We start from the raw sequence: 19152 nt of genomic DNA, 5'->3' as shown, positions 1-19152 counted from the left end.
AGTGTGAAGCAACTCGCGGGGGTGACGGCCGACGACGTGGACATCGACGCGCTGACGGCGTTCGTCAACGATGACCGCGCGGGCGCCGTCGTCACGTTCGGCGGCATCGTGCGCAACCACGACCACGGGGTGGCGGTCACGGGCATCGAGTACGTCGGGCACCCGACGGCGGAGGCTGTGATGCGGGAGATCGTGGCCGAGTTCGAGGGCCGCGACGGCGTGCATGCGATCGCGGCGCAGCACCGCCTCGGCACGCTGGGCATCGGGGGAGTGGCGTTGTTCGTGGCGGTCGCGGCGTCGCACAGGGCGCAGGCGTTCGACTGCGCGTCGGACCTGGTGGAGCGGGTCAAGGAGAGGCTTCCGATCTGGAAGAAGCAGTTCCTCGCCGACGGCACCCACGAGTGGTCGCAGTGCCCGTGAGCCGGGGCTGGGAATGCTGAGCGTCGAGGAGTACCTGGAGCGGGTGCTGGCGCTGGCCACGCTCCTGCCATCCGAGGCGACACCCGTCGATGAGGGTCGCGGACGGGTGCTGACGGAGGACCTGACGGCGCGGGTGGCGGTCCCCCCCTTCGACAATTCGGCCATGGACGGGTTCGCGGTGCGCGCCGCCGACGCCACGACCGGCGCCGCGCTCAGCGTGGTCGGCGACATCCCTGCCGGCGCCACCTCCACGCCGACGGTGGGGCCCGGGGAGGCGGCCCGGATCATGACGGGCGCGCCGATGCCACCGGGGGCGGACGCCGTCGTCCCGGTGGAGGCCACCGACCAGCCGATGGGCGCCGCACCGCTGCCCGATCGCGTTGTCGTCAGCGAGGCAGCGGTGCCGGGCCGGCACGTGAGGCGGGCGGGTGAGGACGTGCGCGCGGGAGACACCGTCCTGCCCTCCGGGACCGTGTGGGGGGCAGAGGCCGCGTCCGCGGCGGCGTCGATCGGCTTCGGGTCAGTGCCGCTGCGTCGGAGGCCGCGTGTCGCGGTGCTGTCGACCGGCTCCGAGCTTGCGCCCGCCGGTGAGCCACTCGGCTTCGGCCAGATCCCGGACTCCAACTCGATCCTGCTCGCCGGCCTCGTGGAGAGGTTCGGCGGCCGGGTCGTCCTGCGGCGATCGGTGCCCGACGACGGCGCCCGGTTTGCGCGGGTGCTCGACGAGGCCTGCGCCGCCGCTGACGTGGTGGTCACCTCCGGCGGGGTGTCGGTAGGCGCGTTCGAGGTGGTCCGTCAGGTGGTCGAGGGCGAGATCGAGTTCGTCACGGTGGCGATGCAGCCGGGCAAGCCGCAGGCCTGCGGCGCACTGCGCGACCGTGATGGGCGGGCAGTGGCGTTCGTAGGTCTGCCCGGCAACCCGGTCAGCGTGTTCGTCTCCGCCTGGGCTTTCCTGCGCCCTCTGCTGGCCGCGTTCCAGGGCCTGCCCACAGGGTGGCCGTCCGTCGAGCTCCCCGTCGCCGAGGGGTGGCGCAGCCCGCTGGGGCGCCGGCAGTACACGCCGGTGCGCATCGCCGCCGGTGCGGTGCTGCCCACGCACCGGCTCGGCTCTGGTTCGCACCTGGTGGCCTCGCTCCACCTGGCCGACGGCCTCGCCGTCGTTCCGGAGCTGGTGGAAGCGGTCAGCCCGGGCGATGTCGTGGCGGTCCACGGCCTCACCTGACCTGAGGAGTGACGCCGGGTGCCGGCTGCGACACCCGACGTCACTGCCTGCCGCGCTCGGCGGTCAGGCGGCGGGTTGGTCCATGGATCGGCCCGTCTCGAGCAGGGTCTTGAGCCCCGACAGTGCCCACGGCCATCCACCGCCACCGGTGCCCGGATCCGCGCCGCCCGTGACCTCGGCGAGCAGCTGCGGGTTGTTCGTCACGTCGTGGGTGAGGACGACCTGTGTCAGGCCGCCCGGGTATTCGGTGAGCTCCCAGGTGACGCGGGTTGCCTCTGCCTCCGGGTACCAGGCGGGCGCCCAGTCCAGGACGAGCCGTCGCGGCTCGTCGATCTCCACCACTGAGCCGTTGACCGCAACCTCGCCCATCCCCATCTGCTTCATTTCGTCGGTGGTGAGGTTGCGGTACACGCCCCCGGGTCGGGGGTCGATCTCGACGTCTCCGCCGTAGCCCCAGCGAGACGTGTACTCCGATGTGGTGATGGCGTCCCAGATCTTCTGCGCCGGGGCGTTGATGTAGATGCTGTAGATGACGGTGTTGTTCATGGTTCAGCCTTTCGAAGGGTCGTCCTCGACGACGTGTTTGAGCTGCAGCAGCACGGAGGCGATGCCCGCTCGTTCGGTGTACTTGCCGATCCACCGTTCGTGGATCTGTTGGATCGGGACCGGGTTGAGGTGGTGGAGCTTCTCCCGGCCTTGCCTTCGCGTGGTGACGACGCCGGCGTCCTCCAGGATGCGGAGGTGCTTGGCGACGCCGAACCGGGTCATCTCCGCCCGGGTCTGGACGAGGTCCGTCAGCTCCGCGAGCGAGCGGCCGTCCCGCTCGAAGAGCGCGTCCATCAGCAGCCGGCGGATGGGATCCGCCAGCGCCTTGAACACGAGGTCGTCGTCCATACCGCGACAATATGTGACCGATAGGTCACCTGTAAAGCCCCGGGTTGGCCCCGGTCATGGAACCTGACACGCTTGCGCCATGGAGTTCACGCACCTTGATGCCCGCGGCGAGGCCCGCATGGTCGACGTCACCGCCAAGCAACCCACGGTCCGCTCGGCCACCGCCGTCGCCTCCGTCCGTTGCTCGGCGGAGGTGGTTGAGGCGTTGCGCACGGGAACAGTGCCGAAGGGCGACGTGCTGGCCGTCGCCCGGGTCGCGGGGATCGCGGCGACGAAGAGGGTCCCGGATCTGCTGCCGCTGGCACACGTGATCGGCGTGCACGGCGCCGTCGTCGACCTGTCGATCGTCGACGAGGGGGTCGCCATCGAAGCGACGGTGCGGACCGCGGACCGGACCGGCGTCGAGATGGAGGCGCTGACGGCGGTGACTGTCGCGGCGTTGGCGGTGGTGGACATGGTCAAGGGCGTGGACCGTTCGGCCGAGATCGTGTCGGCGCGGATCACCGCCAAGAGCGGGGGGCGCTCAGGCGACTGGAGCCGGCCCGCGGATTCCTGATTACTGGCTGGAGGGCCGATTGAGGTCGTGATCAGCGCCGTCGAGCTGGTCGACGATGTGGACGAGCAGCGGGGCCAGCACTGAGAGTGCGTCGCGGGCCCCACCCCGGGAGCCGGGGGCGTTGTAGACGAACGCGCGGTTCTCGTTGTGGTCGATCACCCCGGCCAGGCCCCGGGAGAGCCACGACAGCGGAGTGTTCGCCGCGCCCAGGCTGCGGACGGCCTCCGCCACCCCCGGCACCTCGTAGGTGAGCAGGGACCGGGTCGCCTCGACGGTGACATCCCGCGGGCCCACTCCCGTCCCGCCCGTGGTGATGACCACGCGGGCGCCGTCGGCCACCGCGAGCCGGATCTCTGTGGCGATCACCTCGGCCTCGTCCGGCACGATGACCGGCTCCGTCACCTCGAATCCCAACTCCTTCAGCGCGCGACGAATGATCGGGCCCGAACGATCCTCGTAGACGTTGCCCGAGGCGCGATCCGAGCAGGTGATGACGGCGGCTCTGTGACTCATGGCCCCAGCCTATTCCGGCGCGAAGGCCGACAGGACCAGACCCACCGATCCGCAGGAGCGGAGTGTTAGGGTCAAGCATGACGCAGATGCGGATCTCGGCGGCGGCAAGCCTTCTGGGGGTGAGCGACGACACGGTCCGTCGCTGGGTTGAGGCCGGCCGTCTGCCGGCCAGCGCCGACGAGCAGGGGAGACGGGTCGTCGACGGCGCCGCGCTGGCCGCGCTCGCCCAGGAGCTCGCCGATGGAGGGCTGGACGACCTGGACGGGGGAGCGGGGACGCGATCAGCGCGCAACCACCTCACCGGGATCGTGACGAAGGTGACCTCGGATCTGGTGATGAGCCAGGTGGAGCTGCAGTGCGGCCGCTACCGCATCGTCAGCCTGATCTCCACCGAGGCGGTGCGGGAACTCGGGCTCGAGGTCGGCTCGGTGGCCACCGCTGTCATCAAGGCGACGAACGTTTCGATCGAGGGGCTCAGGTCGTGAAGAGGTCCGCGGCACTGCTCGCCGCCGCGTTGGCACTCACGGGCTGCGGGCAGCCTTCGTCGACGAGCCCGGTCGTGTTCGCGGCGTCATCCCTGAGTGAGGTGCTGCAGGACGTGGGCGCCGAGGCTACCTTCAGCTTCGACGGCTCGTCCGGGCTGCTCGACCAGCTGGCCGGTGGGGCCCCGGCCGACGTGTTCGCCTCGGCCGACCGCGCGGTGATGCAGCGCGCCGTCGACGCGGGTCTCGTCGTCGACGATCCGGTGATGTTCGCCACCAACCGGCTGGTGATCGCCGTACCGCGAGGCAATCCGGCCGGGGTGTCGGGATTCGACGAGTCGCTGAACCGCGGGAAGCTCGTGGCGTGCGCGGTGGAGGTGCCGTGCGGGGCCGCCGCACACAGGCTGGCCGACGCGGCCGGGCTGGAGCTCCGTCCCGTCTCCGAGGAGAGCAGGGTGGCCGACGTCCTCGGCAAGGTCGCCTCCGGGGAGGCCGACGCCGGCCTCGTCTACGCCACCGACGCCGCGGCCTCGACCGCCGTGGAGAGCATCGAGATCGCCGGTGCCGGCGACGATCCGAACACCTACTGGGTTGCGGCGGTGGCCGATGCGCCCCACCCCGACGCGGCTGAGCGCTTCATCGACGAGCTGACCGGGCCCTGGCAGGATGACCTGCGCGCCGCCGGGTTCGGGCCACCGCAGTGACCGCCGCAGCGCTCCCGCGCTGGGCGTGGGCGCCCTTCGCCGCCGCGCTGGCGTTCCTCGTCGTGCCCCTGCTCGGCCTGCTGCTGCGGGTCCCATGGGGGAGGCTGGGTGAACTCCTGGGCTCCGAGCGGGCCCGTGACGCGCTGGCGCTCAGCCTCGGCACCTGCCTGGCCAGCACCCTCGCGGTGCTCATCCTCGGCGTCCCGACGGCGCTCGTGCTGGCGCGGTCGCGGGGCCGGTGGGTCGGCGTGGCGCGGACGGTCGTGGCGGTGCCGATGGTGCTGCCGCCCGTCGTCGCGGGGCTGGCGCTGCTCGCCACCCTCGGGCGGCGCGGGCTCATCGGCGCGCCGCTGGCCGTGCTCGGGATCGAGATCGGCTTCACGACCGCCGCCGTGATCGTCGCGCAGACATTTGTCGCCCTGCCGTACCTGGTGGTCTCGCTCGAGGGGGCCCTGCGCTCCGCGGGCACCGACTACGAGCGGGCCGCGGCACGGCTCGGCGCGCGGCCCACGCACGTGTTCGGGCAGGTCACGGTGCCGTTGGCCGCCCCCGCGATCCTGTCCGGCACCGCGCTCGCGTTCGCACGGGCGCTCGGAGAGTTCGGCGCAACACTGACGTTCGCCGGGTCCCTGCAGGGCGTGACCCGCACGCTGCCGCTGGAGATCTACCTGCTGCGGGAGTCCGACGCCGAGCTGGCGCTGGCGTTGGCGCTGGTGCTGCTGGGGGTCGCGGCTGTCGTCGTGTTCGTGGCGATGCGGACGGGCCGCACCGATGCCTGAGGCCATCAGGGTCGACGCCTCTGTCGCGGACCGGGGCCTGACCCTCAATGTGGGCGTCCCCGAGGGCGCGACTGTCGCGGTGGTGGGCCCCAACGGCGCGGGCAAGTCCAGCCTGGTCCAGCTACTCTCCGGCGACCTGCGCCCCACCAGCGGCCGCGTGAGCGTCCTCGGACTGGAGCTGTCCGGGCCGGAGGGGCACGTCGCCCCGTACCAGCGGCGGTTCGGCTACGTCGAGCAGCGTTCCCTGCTGTTTCCCCACCTCGACGTCCTCGACAACGTCGCCTTCGGACTCCGCGCCCGCGGCGTGTCGCGGGGGGCCGCCCGGGCCCGGGCGGCCGACGAGCTGGCCGCCGTCGGGTGCGCCGACCTGCGGCGGCGTCGCCCGAGGTCCCTCTCCGGCGGGCAGGCGCAACGGGTTTCCCTGGCCCGCTCCCTGGCCATCGACCCGGAGGTGATGCTGCTCGACGAGCCGCTCGCTGCGCTCGACGCCACCGTGGCGCCGGAGGTCCGGGTGCTCCTCAGGCAGCGCCTCCGCGGGATCACCACCGTCCTGGTCACCCACGACTTCCTCGACGTGGTGACCCTCGCGGACCGGGTGGTGGAGCTGAGCGAAGGCCGCGTCGTCGCGGAGGGGGACGTCGACGAAGTGTGTCAGCGCCCCACGAGCGCCTTCCTGGCCGGCTTCGTCGGGGTCAACCTGCTGCACGGCGAGGCCACGGGCGACGGCGGGGTCCGGCTGGACGAGGGGATCATGGTGGCGGGCATCTCCGCGGGCCCTCTGCCGCCGGGGCCGGCCCGCGCCGTGTTCGCGCCCACCGCGGTCAGCGTGTTCCGGGAGGCCCCGCACGGGAGTCCGCGCAACGAACTGCCCGCCCTGGTGGTGGGAATCGAGGACAGGTGGCCCGTGCAGCGGGTGACGCTGGACGTGGTGGGGCAGCGGGTCGCTGCCGACCTGACCCCCTCCGCGGTCCGCGACCTGGGCTTGGCGCCCGGTGATCGGGTGGTGGCGGTGATCAAGGCCACCCTGGTGTCGCTGTACCCGTCGTCGGCCTGAGCATCGGCCCACCGGAGGAGGGGACGGCGCCCGGAACGGCGCCAGCGGGTAGAGTCTGCCGCGTGCTCGGCTACGACGGTCCCAAGGAAGAATGCGGCGTGTTCGGTGTCTGGGCGCCCGAAGAGGACGTGGCCCAGCTGACGTTCTTCGGCCTGTTCGCGCTGCAGCACCGAGGCCAGGAGTCCGCCGGCATCGCGGTGAGCAACCTCCAGCGCATCATGGTTTACAAGGACATGGGCCTGGTCAGCCAGGTGTTCAATGAGGCCACGCTGAAGTCGCTTCCCGGCCGGCTGGCCATCGGTCACACCCGCTACTCGACGACGGGGGCCAGCGTCTGGCACAACGCGCAACCCACCTTCCGCGCCACGCACGCCGGTGGACTGGCCCTGGCCCACAACGGCAACCTCACCAATACCCACGAGCTCGAGGCGTGGTTGGCGGAGCTGGACCCCACCGAGCGGGTGCCGGAGAAGAAGACCATGGACTCCACCAACGACACGTCGCTGGTGACGGCTCTCATGGCCAGCTTCGGCGAGGAGCCCATCGAGCAGGTGGCGATGAAGGTCCTGCCCCGCCTGAAGGGCGCCTTCTGCCTCACCTTCATGACCGAACGCACGATCTTCGCGGCCCGAGACCCGCAGGGCATCAGGCCCCTGGTCCTCGGGCGTCTGTCCAACGGTTGGGTCGTCGCCTCCGAGACCGCGGCGCTGGACATCGTGGGCGCCAGCTTCGTGCGTGAGGTGGAGCCCGGCGAGTTCCTCGCCATCGACGAGCGCGGACTGCGGTCCGTGCGTTTCGCCGAGGCCAAGCCGAAGGGCTGCATCTTCGAGTACGTCTACCTCGCCCGCCCGGACACCACCATCGCCGGACACGGCGTGCACACGGTCCGGGTCCGGATCGGCCGGAAGCTCGCGGAGGAGTACCCCGTCGACGCTGACCTGGTGATCCCGGTGCCGGAGTCGGGCACGCCCTCGGCCATCGGCTACGCGGCTGCCTCGGGCATCCCCTACGGGCAGGGCCTGGTGAAGAACGCCTACGTGGGCCGCACCTTCATCCAACCCAGCCAGACCATCCGCCAGCTCGGCATCCGGCTGAAGCTCAACCCGCTGCGCGAGGTGATCGAGGGCAAGCGGCTCGTCGTCGTCGACGACTCCATCGTGCGGGGCAACACCCAGCGCGCCCTGGTACGGATGCTGCGCGAGGCCGGCGCCCGCGAGGTCCACGTGCGCATCTCGTCGCCGCCCGTGAAGTGGCCCTGCTTCTACGGCATCGACTTCGCCTCCCGGGCCGAGCTGATCGCGCCAGGCCTGACGGTGGAGGAGATCCGCCGCTCCCTCGGCGCAGATTCCCTTGGCTACATCTCGCTTGAAGGCCTGACGGAGGCCACCCACGTGCCCGCCGACAACCTGTGCCGTGCCTGCTTCGACGGGAACTATCCCGTCGCGATCCCGCCGGCCCAGGCCGAGCTGCTGAGACTCGAGGAGAGATAGTGGAGAAGAGTGCCTACGCCGCCGCCGGCGTCGACATCGAGGCGGGCGACCGCGCCGTCGAACTGATGAAGGCCCACGTGGGCCGCACCCGTCGGCCCGAGGTGTTGGGCGGTCTCGGCGGCTTCGCAGGGTTCTTCGACGCCTCGGCGCTGAAGGGGTACCAGCATCCGGTGCTGGCCACCTCCACCGACGGCGTGGGCACCAAGGTGGCCATCGCCCAGGCCCTGGACAAGCACGACACCATCGGCTTCGACCTCCTCGGCATGCTCGTCGACGACCTCGTGGTCTGCGGCGCCGAGCCGCTGTTCGTCACCGACTACATCGCCTGCGGCAAGGTGGTCCCGGAGCGGATCGCCGCGATCGTCAGCGGGATCGCGGACGCGTGTGTCGCGGCGGGCTGCTCCCTCATCGGAGGGGAGACGGCCGAGCACCCCGGCCTCCTCGAGCCGCACGAGTACGACATCGCCGGCGCGACGACGGGCGTGGTGGAGCGCTCTAAGATCCTCGGGCCCGAGCGGGTGCGCACGGGCGACGCGGTCATCGCCATGGCCTCGTCCGGTCTGCACTCCAACGGCTACTCACTGGTCCGCCACGTCCTGCTGAACCAGGCGGGCTGGGACCTCGGGCGCCACGTCGACGAGCTCGGCCGAACCCTCGGCGAGGAACTCCTGGAGCCGACGAAAATCTACGCGCTCGACGTGCTGGACCTCATCAACACCGTCGAGGTGCATGCCATGAGCCACATCACCGGCGGCGGGCTGGCCAACAACCTGGCCCGCGTCATCCCCAACGACATGGCCGCGGTGCTGCGCCGCTCCAGCTGGACCCCGCCCGCGATCTTCCAGATCGTGCAGACGGTGGGCGGGCTCAAGCAGGCCGACGTCGACGCCACCCTCAACATGGGCGTGGGCATGGTGGCCATCCTGCCTCAGCATGAGGTCGACGCGGCCCTGGCGGCGCTCGCCGCACGCGGTGTCCACGGGTGGGTGCTGGGCGAGATCCAGGCCTCCGAGGGGCCTGGCGAGGCGTTCCTCCTCTAGCGGGAGGAGCCCCACCGTCGTCGGCACGACGAGGGCTCGCTAGGGTGCCAGCCATGGGCACCATCGCAGAGACGCTCGCCAGCGTCATCCCCATCGTCCTGCTGATCGCGCTGGGCATCCTCCTACGCCGCCTTCGGGTGCTGGACGACGGCGTGGTCGAGGGCCTGAAGCGCCTCATCGTCAGCGTTGTGCTCCCTGCGGTGCTGTTCACCGCATTCCTGTCGATGGAGTTCCGGGCCGAATACCTGGCGCTCATCGTGATCATCCCCGTCGCCTGCGTCCTGCTGCTCGGCATGGGTGCCGTGGCGCGGCGCGCTCTGGGGGCGCCGCCCGTGGCCACCTTCCTGTTCACCGGGTTCGAGTTCGGCATGGTGGGGCTGGCGTTGTACGCGGCGGCCTACGGCCTGGGCAACGTGCCGACGGCGGCGATCGTCGGATTGGGGCACGAGTTCTTCATCTGGTTCATCTTCGTGACGCTCCTGAAGCGTCAGAGCGACGGGGCGGTGTCGCTGATCGAGACGCTTTCCTCGTTCGTGAAGTCGCCGGTCATCCTCGCGATCTTCGCCGGTCTGGTGCTCAACGCGCTCGGCGTGGCCGAACCGCTTGCGGCGAACCCGTTCTCGGCCGGGGTGCTGGGCGCGCTCGGCTACCTCGCCGCCGTGATCGTGCCCGTCATCCTGCTCATCGTGGGCTACGGGACCAGGCTGAGCCGCGCCGGAGTCCGGGAGGCGGCCCCGCTGGTGGCCGTCCGCTTCGTGGTGTGCCTGATCCTGGCGCTGGTCCTCTCCGAACTCGTCGTGGGTCGGTGGCTCGGCCTTGACCAGTTCGCCCAAGCGGCGGTCTTCATGCTGTTCATCCTTCCGCCGCCGTTCATCGTCCCGATCTTCCTGCCCGCCCACAGGCGCGACGAGGTGGCCTACTCCAACAACGTGTTGAGTCTGTATACGGTCGTCAGCGTGGTGACGTTCGTCGCCTACGTGTTCGCCACCGTCGGCTGAGGCCTGCCCCGCGGGTCGTGACGCGCGTTGCCCGATCAACCCTGCTGTCCGGTGCAGGGAGCCGTGACCCGAGGCCCGAGCGGCCGTTGTCCACGGTCTGCACGTCCTCCGGACTCGGAGGGTGGTTGGGTGGTGAGGCCGCCCGTGCCTCGGCTCCCGTCTCCCTGCACTGGCTTGGCCTGTGGTGTGGCCGGGTTCGGGTGTGGCCCGTCAGGGCGGCCCTGGCTTGAGTTCCTCGAGGCGGAGGGCAGTCAGGTGCTCGTCGGGTTTTGCACCGCTGCGCAGTGCCGCCCTGTCGTCCCCACCCTCGCGAAAGGGCCCGTCATCGCCTGTCTGTTGGGTGGATCTGGTGGCGACTACGAACCCAGATCTACCGATTTGGTAGCGGGCCCAGACGCGGGGTCCCTTTTCTCACCGACCGGAGCGAGGCCGTCGGGCGGTTGGGTTCATGGGCTCAGGGTGGTTTCGACGCGGGCTGCGCCGCTCCGCGGCATGCCCGGCTCAACCCGCGGGGGGCGGCTTCAGACGCCGGGGTCTTTGGTCGCAAAGTCGTAACCCCAGTGACAAACCGTGAGGTGCAGCGAGGGTGCGGGACGTCAGGGCGGCACTGCGTAGCGGTGCTCAACCCGACGATCACCCGGCTGGCTCCCGCCTCAGCAGGCTGTTGCCAGGGCCGCCCTGACGGGCCACACCCCAACCTGGCCACGCCACAGCAGAAGGCGGCGGGGAACCGGGATCCGCTGCACGGGCGGCCCTCAGAGGCGCCGCAGGCCCCGACCACCCGGTGGTGTCTGGCGACGAGGGGACCCGGCCACCGCGGGCCGCCCGTGCAGCGGAACCCGGATCCCCGCACCCAGACGGTGGACCAAGGCGAGGCGGACCAGGGCGAGGCGGACCCGGGCGAGTGGGTTAAGTCCGAGGGAAGGTCACTATACGACCCTTCGAGACGCTCCACGGTCGCTACGCGACGCGGAGCTCCTCAGGGACCGAGGATGGCGCGGAGCTCCTCAGGGAGCGAAGATGGCCCGGCGGGCGGTCAGGCGCGGAGCCAGACGGTGGTCTCGCCCGGAAGCTCGTCTCCCCACGGGCCCGAGGCGACCAGAATCTCTCCCTCGGGCAGCTGAACCGGATCCTTGCCGAAGTTCGACACCACCTCCCAGCCGCCCGACCGCCGGAACCGCAGCACCTCGTCGTAGTCGGTCGGGATCCACACCATGGACTCGTCTGTCTGCAGCTCCCGCCGCAGCTGCGCCGCCCGTCGGTACATCGACAGCGTCGAGCCCGGATCCTCGGACTCCGCCTCGACGGAGTAGTGCCCGAACCACAGCGGCTGCGGCAGGTGCGAGCCGTCGTCGCCGAAGCCGAACGACGACCCGGACCGCGTCCACGGCAGCGGCACCCGGCAGCCGTCGCGGCCCACCTCCAGCTCACGGTTGCGGAAGAACGACGGGTCGGCGCGCAGCGAGTCGGGAATCTCCGCGACCTCCTGGAGGCCGAGCTCCTCGCCCTGATAGAGGTACGCCGAGCCGGGCAGCGCCATGAGAAGCAGCGTCGCCGCGCGCGCCCGGCGAAGGCCAGTGGCCGCGTCGAGAAGGACAGGGTCCCCTCCGGCCAACAGCCAGTCGCCGCCGTGCTTGCGCAGCGGCGTCCCGTCGGGGTTCGTCCCCGGGAACGGGGTGCCGTAGCGGCTGGCTGACCGGATCGTGTCGTGGTTGTTGAGCACCCAGGTGACCGACGAGCCGGACACGGCCGCGACACCCAGGCACTCGTCGATGATCCGGTGGAAGGTTGCCGCGTCGTAGTTGGCGAGCTGGAGGTCGAAGAAGAACGACTGCCCCAGCGTGGACGGGCTCGCGTAGAGCGGCACGCGTGACGAGTGCACCGCGGCTTCCGCGACCGCCGTGCGCGGCGGGTCGTAGGAGTTGAACACCCCGCGCCACTCGGCGTAGATCTCCTGGAGTTCGTCGCGGTCCCACGTGGGATGGCTGCCGTCCCTCGGGTGGGCCTCGAGCTCGGCCTGCGTGGGCAGCGGCTCCGTCAGGTCCTTGGCGAGCATGTGGGCGGCGTCCACGCGGAAGCCGTCGACGCCGCGATCGGCCCAGAAGCGCAGGATGCTGAGGAACTCCTCCCGGACCTCATCGCTGGCCCAGTTCAGATCCGGCTGCTCGACGGCGAAGGTGTGGAGATACCACTGTCCGTCGGCCACCTGCTCCCAGGCGCTGCCACCGAAGATCGAGACCCAGTCCGTGGGCGGCTCGGAGCCGTCCGGGCCGGTGCCGTCGCGGAAGATGTAGCGCTCCCGCTCGGCCGATCCGGGGCCCGCCGCGATCGCCTGCTGGAACCAGTCGTGCAGGTTCGAGGTGTGGTTCGGCACGATGTCGATGAGGATCCGGATGCCACGCGCGTGCAGCCCGGCGGCGAGCTCGTCGAAGTCATCGAGGGTGCCGATGCGCGGGTCGATTCCGCGGTAGTCGATGACGTCGTAGCCGCCGTCGGCGAGGGCGGAGGGATAGAAGGGGCTCAGCCACACCGCGTCGATGCCGAGGCCGGAGAGGTAGTCGAGCCGCGACGCTATGCCGCGCAGGTCGCCGATGCCGTCGGCGTTGCTGTCGGCGAAGCTGCGGGGGTAGATCTGGTAGACGAGGGCTTGGCGCCACCATTGGGCGCTCTGGTCGGAGACCAGGGTCGCCTGGTCCGTGATGTCCTGCATGGGGGAAGGTCCTACAGTGGTGAGGGTCAGCGGGTGGCCAGGCGGAGGATTCGGGACTCCCACGGCGCGAGCGACGAGGGGTCGGCGGCATCGTGGGTGGCCAGGATCAATTTGGCGCCGTCCAGGCTGGGGAGGGCGTCGAGCGGGAGTTCCGCCGAGGTCGACGAACAGTTGGCGAGGACGAGCAGTGTGGTGTCACCCAGGGTGCGGGTGAACACCCAGAGCTGCTCGTGGTCGGGCAGCAGGAGCTCGAAGCGGCCCTCGCGGACCACCTCGTCGGTGTGTCGAAGCGCGATCAGACTCTGGAAGTGGGCGAACACCGACGCGGGGTCGAGGCGGGCCGCCTCGGCGTTGATGTCGCGGTAGTTGGGGTTGGCCGGCAGCCAGGGCACGCCGGTGGTGAAGCCCGCGTGCGGGCCGTCGTTCCACTGGACGGGGGTGCGTGCATGGTCGCGGCTCTTCGCGGCCAGCGAGCGGAGGATCTCGGCCTCGGCGGTGCCCATGGCCGTGGCCAGGGTGTGGTGGTTCAGCGATTCGACGTCGACGTAGTGCCCGATCTCCGTGAAGGGGGAGTTCGTCATGCCGAGTTCTTCACCCTGGTACACGTACGGGGTGCCCTTGTGCAGGTGCAGGACGGTGGCCAGCGTCTTGGCGGAGTTGACGCGGTGCTCGGGGGAGTCGTCGCCGAAGCGGGACACTGCCCGCGGCTGGTCGTGGTTGTCGAGGTACAGCGAATTCCAGCCCGATTCCGCCAGACCGTACTGCCACTGGGCAAGGTTGCCCTTCAGCGCGGGCAGGGGCAGTGCCATCAGGTCCCACTTGCTACCGGAGGCCTGGTCGAGGCTGACATGCTCGAACGTGAAGACCATGTTCAGCTCCCGCCGGGCAGGGTCCGTGACCCGCCGGGCCAACTCAACGGTCGCGCCGGGCATCTCGCCGACGGTGAGCAGATTCTGGTCGTCGAGGCCCACCTCGCGGTTCATTTCGGCGAGGAACTCGTCGAGACGGGGACCGTTGGCGATCTGGCGGAAGTCCGCCGAGCCGGGCTCGATCGGGCCGCCGGAGGCGAGGTCGTGTGGCTTGGAGATGAGGTTGATCACGTCCATCCGGAAGCCGTCGACTCCGCGGTCCACCCACCACCGCATCATGTCGTAGACGGCTTCGCGAACCTCGGGGTTCTCCCAGTTGAGGTCCGGCTGCCCGGGGCTGAACATGCTCAGGTAGTACTGGCCGCTGGCCGGGTCGAACGTCCAGGCCGACGGCGCGAAGGCCGCGGCGCTGTCGTCGGGCTCGGCGCCAGGCGTGCCGGGCTCGTGTCCGGGACGGGCGGGGCGCCAGTAGTACCAGCTCCGCTTGGGGGAGGCCGGGTCGCGGGACTCGACGAACCACGGGTGCTGGTCCGAGGTGTGGTTGACCACCAGGTCCATGACCAGCTTGATCCCGCGCCAGTGAGCCTGGGCGAGGAGCTCGTCGAGGTCCGCGAGGGTTCCGAACAGGGGATCGATGTCGCGGTAGTCGCTGATGTCGTAGCCGTTGTCCACCTGCGGCGAGCGGTAGACGGGCGACAGCCAGATGACGTCGACCCCGAGCTCGGCCAGGTGGTCGAGGCGGCTGGTGATGCCTGGGATGTCGCCGATGCCGTCGCCGTTGGAGTCCTGGAACGAGCGGGGGTAGACCTGGTAGACCACCGCGGAGCGCCACCAGCCGTCCGGGCGGGAAGCTGGGGCGGTCTGATGGCGTTCTGCGGTCATGGTTCTCCTTGGTGCGGTTGGTGGTGGGTCGGATGACTACTTGATGGCGCCCTGCGTCAGGCCGGACATCACCCAGCGCTGCGCGAACAGGTAGACGACGATAGCCGGGGCCATGGCCATCAGGTACGACGCGAAGCTCACGTTGTAGCTGTTGCTGAACTGGGTCTGGAAGATGTTGTTGACCACGGGGATCGTCTGCCATTCGGGTTGGGAGATGATCAGCGAGGGCATCATGAAGTCGTTCCAGGAGCTGAGGAAGGCGAAGATGCCCACCGTGGCCGCCATGGGCGACAGCAGGGGGAAGATCAGCTTCCAGAACACCTGCCAGGTGCTCGCGCCGTCCATGCGCATGGACTCCTCGAGCTCCAGCGGGATGGAGCGGAGGAAGGTGCTGAACAGCAGGGTGTTGAACGCCAGCCCGAACACGATGTGGAGAATCGCGACCCCGAAGTAGTTGTCCAACCCCAGCAGGCCGGTGAGCCGCACCTGCGGCAGCGCGACCACCGGGAACGGGATGAACATGGCGGCGAGCAGGTAGTAGAAGGAGTACTTGAAGGGCTTCCGGTCCCAGTTGCGCACGATGGCGTAGGCGGCCATCGACGACACGAGGATGGCACCGGCCACGGCCACCAGGGTCACGATCAGGGAGACGAGGAAGGCCCGGGGGAAGTTGGTCAGGCTCCACGCCTCGACGAACCCGCTGAAACTCCATGGGTTGGGGAGGCTGAACGCGTTCAGGTCGGTGGACTGCTGGGTGGTCTTGAAAGCCATCGAGATGGTCACGTAGAGCGGCACGAGGACGGTGACTGCGGCGAGGATCAGCAGGATGGTGGCGGTCCAGTTGACCTTCTCCTGGCCGACCCGCCCGCGGCGCGACGCCGCAGTGGGGGCCGGGACGCCGACGGCGACGGTGGCGAGTGGGGTGCTCATGACCCGGACCTTCCCTGGGTGAGGCGCAGCTGCAGCAGCGCGATGACGATGGTGATGACGAAGAAGACGGCGGCGTTGGCCATCTGGTAGGCGTAGTCTCCGCCGCTGAAGCCGGCGAAGATGGTGAACGCGACGCTGCGGGTGGCGGTGCCGGGGCCGCCCTGGGTCAGGCCGACGATCTGGTCGTAGACAGCCAGGTAGCCCTTGAAGCCGAGGATCATGTTGATGCCCACGTAGCCGGCCACCAGCGGCAGCGTGATGTGCCACAGGTTCTTCGCCGGGGTGGCACCGTCGATCGAGCTGGCCTCGTACACCTCACCGGGGACCGTCATGAGGCCCGCGATGTAGATCAGCATGGCGCTGGGCACCGAGCCCCAGGTGGTGACCAGGACGATGGCGAACCACGCCCAGTCCGGGTTGGCCAGCAGGCTCGTCGAGAGGCCGTCGATCCCCAGTGCCGCACCGATCTGCGGCAGCGAGTTGTTGAACAGGAAGCGGAAGACGAACGAGTAGATGATGGCCGAGATCACCATGGGGATGACGAAGACGGTGCGCAGCGGGTTGGTGAACTTGATCTTCGAGGTGAGCCCGAGGGCCAGGAAGAAGGCGATGACGTTGACCAGGATGACGGTGACGGCGGCGAACAGGAGGGTGAAGCCGTAGGACGAGAGGATGTTCTCGTCGCGGAAGAGGGCCACGTAGTTGCGGAAGCCGATCCACTCGAAGTCGCCGAAGCCCATCGAGTTGGTGAAGCTCATCGTGATGCCCTCGACGGCTGGGTAGGCGATCATCAGGGTGAACACCGCGACGGCGGGCACCAGGAAGAACCAGTAGACGGGTTCGACGGGGCGTCTCGGCCCTGTCTTCGCTGCGGGCGCGCTGGCCCTGGACGGGGTTGACATGCGTGTGACTCCTTTGTCTCAGGCGCGGAAGGCGAGCCGGGCCCAGTCGCGGTCCAGCTGCGCGAGCAGCGGTTCCGGCTCAGCCCCGAGGGCGATCGACTGGAAGTAGTTGGGGGCGGGGATGTTGTTGGGGATGAACTGCGACGGGCCCATGTAGAACCGGCCGCTGTCGTAGTACTCCTGCATACCGATGATCCGCTCGTCAGTGACCGGGGGAGCGTTCTTCGTGGTGCCGAAGCCCAGGAACTCGGCGTTGTAGGGGTCCTGGATCTCCGGCTTCATGAGGTGCTGGAGGAGGGCTCGCGCGCCCTCCTGCCCGTCGGCCACCTCGGGCACCCAGAGCGCCAGGTCGATGTTGACGCGGACCTTGAGGTCCTCGGGGTTGTCGGTCGCGGGGAGGGGGAACGTGCCGAGGTCCAGGTCGTTGCCCACCTTCTCGAACTCGCCGAAGGCCCAGGGGCCCTGGAAGATCATCGCTGCGGCGCCGTTGGCGAAGGCGGTGTTGCCGTCGCCGTATCCGCGGCTCCCCGCGTCGTCATTGATGTATCCGGTGAGCTGGACCATCTTCTGCACCGGCTCGAGCATGGTCTTCTGGAAGGACACCTCGGAGTCGGGGCCGACGTCGGCGCCGATCTCGTTCATCTTCCGGTAGAACTCGGCGATGTCGACCATGCCGCCGGCCGGGTAGTCGAACCAGCCCTGCATGATGGTCCACGGGTCCATGAACGTGGCGTAGAACGGGGTGACCCCTGCGGCGGTGAGCTTCTCGCACACGTCGATGAGCGCATCCCAGGTGGTGGGCACCTCGACGCCGTTGTCGGCGAAGATGCGCTTGTTGTAGATCACGGACGCAGCCATCGCGGAGTAGGGGAGCACGCTGGTGCGATCCTCGTACTGCGGGTAGGACTTCGACAGCTCGATGATGTCCTCGCGGATGGTGGCGGCCTCCGGCAGGTCCGAGAGGTCCGAGAGCGCACCGCGCTCCATGAACCTGGCCATCTCCAGGTTGTAGTTGAGCATCCCGAGGTCCGGCGGGTTGCTGCGCACGAAGCTCGCCGAGAGGTTCGTCGAGATGTCGTGCAGGATCCGGAACTGGTCCTGGGAGGCGGTGAAGTCGGCAGCCAGCTGGCGGAAGTAGGGCACCGCCTCCGGCTTGGACTGGTGGAACAGGATGGTCTGCTGCCCGCCAGAGGAGCAGCCGGTCACCAACGGGATGGTGCTGGCGGCTCCCACCGCCGCGAGGGCCTTGAGGAAGGTGCGCCGAGGCGGCGCCCAGGAGGCGGGGGCCAGCCCTGGGGGAGGCGTCGGTGAGGGTTGAGGCACGTCGTTGTCCCTTCGTCGTCGGTGACTGATTTGTTTTCGAGCAATAGATTTAACTATCGAAGAAAGTCATCTGGGTCTAGGATGCATCACGGTTGAGGGATCGTCAAGGGGGGTGCGGAAAGTGGGTGTGGCCGAGCGCCAGACGCGCCACCGCGCGAGCACAGAGGCGGTCCTCGACCACGCGTGGGACTCCGGCGCCTTCGGGGCGGACCACGTCATTTCCGCCCTCGGAATGACCCGATCCACGGCACTCTCCGCGCTCGATGAGCTGATCGACGTCGGCCTGATCGAGGAGCTGACGAGCTCCGCGGGGCCCGCCCAGCGGCTGGGAAGGCCTGCCCGACGATTCGAGCTGCGAGGCGAGGCCGGACTGATCGTGGGCCTCGACGCCGGCGGCCGACGCTTCTCCGCGATAGCCGCCGATCTGAGCGGCCGGATCCTCGCGCGCGAACACCTCGACCTCACCAGCTTCTTCGAGCTGGAGGCTCCGGACCCGGCCACCCGGCACACCGCGGCCCTCCGGGCCATCGACGCGGTGCTCGCCGCTGCCGGGGGTAGCCGAGATGAGGTGATCGCCGTCGGGGTGGGCGTGCCTGCCCCGGTCGACGGCCAGGGGGCCTCGCCCACGCACACGTCCGGCTTCTGGAGCTATATGAACGCAGGCCTCCGTGAGGCGCTGAGTGGGGAGTTCCCTGTCGTGCGTGTCGAGAACGACGCTTCCCTCGCCGCTGTCGCTGAGGGGTCCCTGGGCGAGGCGCAGGGGCGCGAGCACTACGTCGCGATGCTGTCGGGGCTTCGCCTGGGCTCGGGCGTGGTCCTGGAGGGGCGATTGGTGCGCGGCGCGCACGGCGGCGTCGGGGAGCTCGAGGCACTTGCCTATGTGCCCGGTGTCGGCGGCACCTGGGGTCTCGGCTATCTGGCGGAGCAGTGGCTGAGGGCGCAGCTCGGCATGGGCGCGATTCCTGCTGACCACCCTTGGGCCGCCCTGAGTGGGGGCGCCGTCACCGGCGAGGCGGTCCTCTCTCGCGCGCGGCTGGCGGACCCTGTGGCGCGGCCGCTGGTGGAGGAGCTGGGGGGCACGCTCGGGCGGATCTGCACAGTGGTGTCGCGGTTCTTCGATCCCGAGGTCATCGTCGTGTGCGGGGCCATCGCGGGCACGCTGGGCGAGGTGATCGAGATCGCCGTCGCGCACATGGCAGGCGAGCTGGAGCTGCCGCCGCCCGGCATCGTCGCCTCGGGGCTCGGGGGAGACGTCGTGTCGCTGGGGGCGTTGTCAGCCGCCCGCGAATCGGCCCGCCAGGTCGTTCTCCCGTTGCTGACCGCGCGCCGCCTCGCCGCCCGCACCCCCGCAGTTGATTAACCAAGATAATGAACTAGGCTAAGC

Annotated in this window: 19 protein-coding genes; 11 read left to right on the top strand and 8 right to left on the bottom strand. The window is 69.8% G+C overall.

Annotated features, from left to right (window positions below):
* Positions 1-3: 3 nt before the first annotated feature.
* Entirely contained in the window at positions 4-420 is a 417-nt protein-coding gene (locus H5398_RS03540) for a molybdenum cofactor biosynthesis protein MoaE (RefSeq protein ID WP_370586041.1), read from the top strand.
* A gap of 13 nt (positions 421-433) precedes the next feature.
* A complete protein-coding gene (gene glp / locus H5398_RS03535) occupies positions 434-1642 on the top strand; it encodes a gephyrin-like molybdotransferase Glp (RefSeq protein WP_182799039.1) in 1209 nt (402 codons plus the stop codon).
* Between the two features lie 63 nt (positions 1643-1705).
* Here the strand turns inward: glp and H5398_RS03530 are convergent, their stop codons facing one another.
* Together H5398_RS03530 and H5398_RS03525 are read right to left on the bottom strand one after the other, a co-directional pair.
* On the bottom strand, positions 1706-2188 hold the full coding sequence (locus H5398_RS03530) for an SRPBCC domain-containing protein (protein ID WP_182782260.1): 483 nt from the start codon (positions 2186-2188) through the stop codon (positions 1706-1708).
* A 3-nt stretch (positions 2189-2191) separates the two neighbouring features.
* Entirely contained in the window at positions 2192-2536 is a 345-nt protein-coding gene (locus tag H5398_RS03525; RefSeq protein ID WP_182782261.1) for a helix-turn-helix transcriptional regulator, read from the bottom strand.
* 79 nt (positions 2537-2615) lie between these two features.
* Here H5398_RS03525 and moaC point away from each other — a divergent pair, with 79 nt between their 5' ends.
* Positions 2616-3092: a cyclic pyranopterin monophosphate synthase MoaC gene (gene moaC, locus H5398_RS03520; protein WP_182782262.1), complete on the top strand. Its 477-nt coding sequence runs from the start codon at positions 2616-2618 to the stop codon at positions 3090-3092.
* Here the strand turns inward: moaC and H5398_RS03515 are convergent, their stop codons facing one another.
* The gene (locus H5398_RS03515) at positions 3093-3605 is read right to left on the bottom strand and encodes a molybdenum cofactor biosynthesis protein B (RefSeq protein WP_182782263.1); all 513 of its coding nucleotides are present in this window, start codon (positions 3603-3605) and stop codon (positions 3093-3095) included.
* 77 nt (positions 3606-3682) lie between these two features.
* On the opposite strand from H5398_RS03515, the gene H5398_RS03510 reads away from it, so the two are divergent.
* The 7 genes from H5398_RS03510 to H5398_RS03480 all read left to right on the top strand — a co-directional run bounded on the left by H5398_RS03510 (position 3683) and on the right by H5398_RS03480 (position 10152).
* A complete protein-coding gene (locus H5398_RS03510; RefSeq protein WP_182782264.1) occupies positions 3683-4090 on the top strand; it encodes a molybdopterin-binding protein in 408 nt (135 codons plus the stop codon).
* The gene (gene modA, locus H5398_RS03505) at positions 4087-4791 is read left to right on the top strand and encodes a molybdate ABC transporter substrate-binding protein (protein ID WP_220489116.1); all 705 of its coding nucleotides are present in this window, start codon (positions 4087-4089) and stop codon (positions 4789-4791) included. Before H5398_RS03510 ends, modA begins: the two co-directional genes overlap by 4 nt.
* Complete coding sequence (locus H5398_RS03500; RefSeq protein WP_182799038.1) at positions 4788-5570, top strand: ABC transporter permease; 783 nt, start codon at positions 4788-4790, stop codon at positions 5568-5570. Before modA ends, H5398_RS03500 begins: the two co-directional genes overlap by 4 nt.
* Positions 5563-6624 carry an ABC transporter ATP-binding protein gene (locus tag H5398_RS03495; RefSeq protein WP_182799037.1) on the top strand — a complete coding sequence of 354 codons (1062 nt, stop codon included), beginning with the start codon at positions 5563-5565 and terminating at the stop codon, positions 6622-6624. The genes H5398_RS03500 and H5398_RS03495 overlap by 8 nt, the downstream gene beginning before the upstream one ends.
* Positions 6625-6686: 62 nt before the next feature.
* Positions 6687-8114: an amidophosphoribosyltransferase gene (purF, locus tag H5398_RS03490; protein ID WP_182782266.1), complete on the top strand. Its 1428-nt coding sequence runs from the start codon at positions 6687-6689 to the stop codon at positions 8112-8114.
* Complete coding sequence (gene purM, locus H5398_RS03485) at positions 8111-9154, top strand: phosphoribosylformylglycinamidine cyclo-ligase (RefSeq protein ID WP_182799265.1); 1044 nt, start codon at positions 8111-8113, stop codon at positions 9152-9154. The genes purF and purM overlap by 4 nt, the downstream gene beginning before the upstream one ends.
* Before the next feature lie 53 nt (positions 9155-9207).
* On the top strand, positions 9208-10152 hold the full coding sequence (locus H5398_RS03480; protein WP_182799036.1) for an AEC family transporter: 945 nt from the start codon (positions 9208-9210) through the stop codon (positions 10150-10152).
* Between the two features lie 1036 nt (positions 10153-11188).
* Here H5398_RS03480 and H5398_RS03475 read toward each other — a convergent pair.
* The 5 genes from H5398_RS03475 to H5398_RS03455 are packed head-to-tail and all read right to left on the bottom strand — an operon-like array spanning position 11189 to position 17768.
* Positions 11189-12862 (bottom strand): glycoside hydrolase family 13 protein, encoded by a 1674-nt coding sequence (locus tag H5398_RS03475; protein WP_182799035.1) that lies wholly within the window; start codon positions 12860-12862, stop codon positions 11189-11191.
* Positions 12863-12888: 26 nt separating this feature from the next.
* Positions 12889-14613: an alpha-glucosidase gene (locus H5398_RS03470; RefSeq protein WP_182799034.1), complete on the bottom strand. Its 1725-nt coding sequence runs from the start codon at positions 14611-14613 to the stop codon at positions 12889-12891.
* Positions 14614-14649: 36 nt separating this feature from the next.
* Positions 14650-15543, bottom strand: coding sequence for a carbohydrate ABC transporter permease (locus H5398_RS03465; protein WP_182782270.1), 894 nt, complete (start codon positions 15541-15543; stop codon positions 14650-14652).
* Entirely contained in the window at positions 15540-16445 is a 906-nt protein-coding gene (locus H5398_RS03460) for a carbohydrate ABC transporter permease (RefSeq protein ID WP_182782271.1), read from the bottom strand. The genes H5398_RS03465 and H5398_RS03460 overlap by 4 nt, the downstream gene beginning before the upstream one ends.
* A gap of 18 nt (positions 16446-16463) precedes the next feature.
* Complete coding sequence (locus tag H5398_RS03455) at positions 16464-17768, bottom strand: ABC transporter substrate-binding protein (RefSeq protein WP_370586040.1); 1305 nt, start codon at positions 17766-17768, stop codon at positions 16464-16466.
* Between the two features lie 112 nt (positions 17769-17880).
* On the opposite strand from H5398_RS03455, the gene H5398_RS03450 reads away from it, so the two are divergent.
* Positions 17881-19128, top strand: a complete 1248-nt coding sequence (locus H5398_RS03450) for an ROK family protein (protein WP_182799033.1) — start codon at positions 17881-17883, stop codon at positions 19126-19128.
* Positions 19129-19152: the final 24 nt, after the last annotated feature.

The sequence above is a fragment of the Tessaracoccus sp. MC1679 genome (assembly GCF_014164775.1).
Taxonomy (GTDB): Bacteria; Actinomycetota; Actinomycetes; order Propionibacteriales; family Propionibacteriaceae; genus Arachnia.
This window is presented reverse-complemented; position numbering and strand designations above follow the sequence as displayed.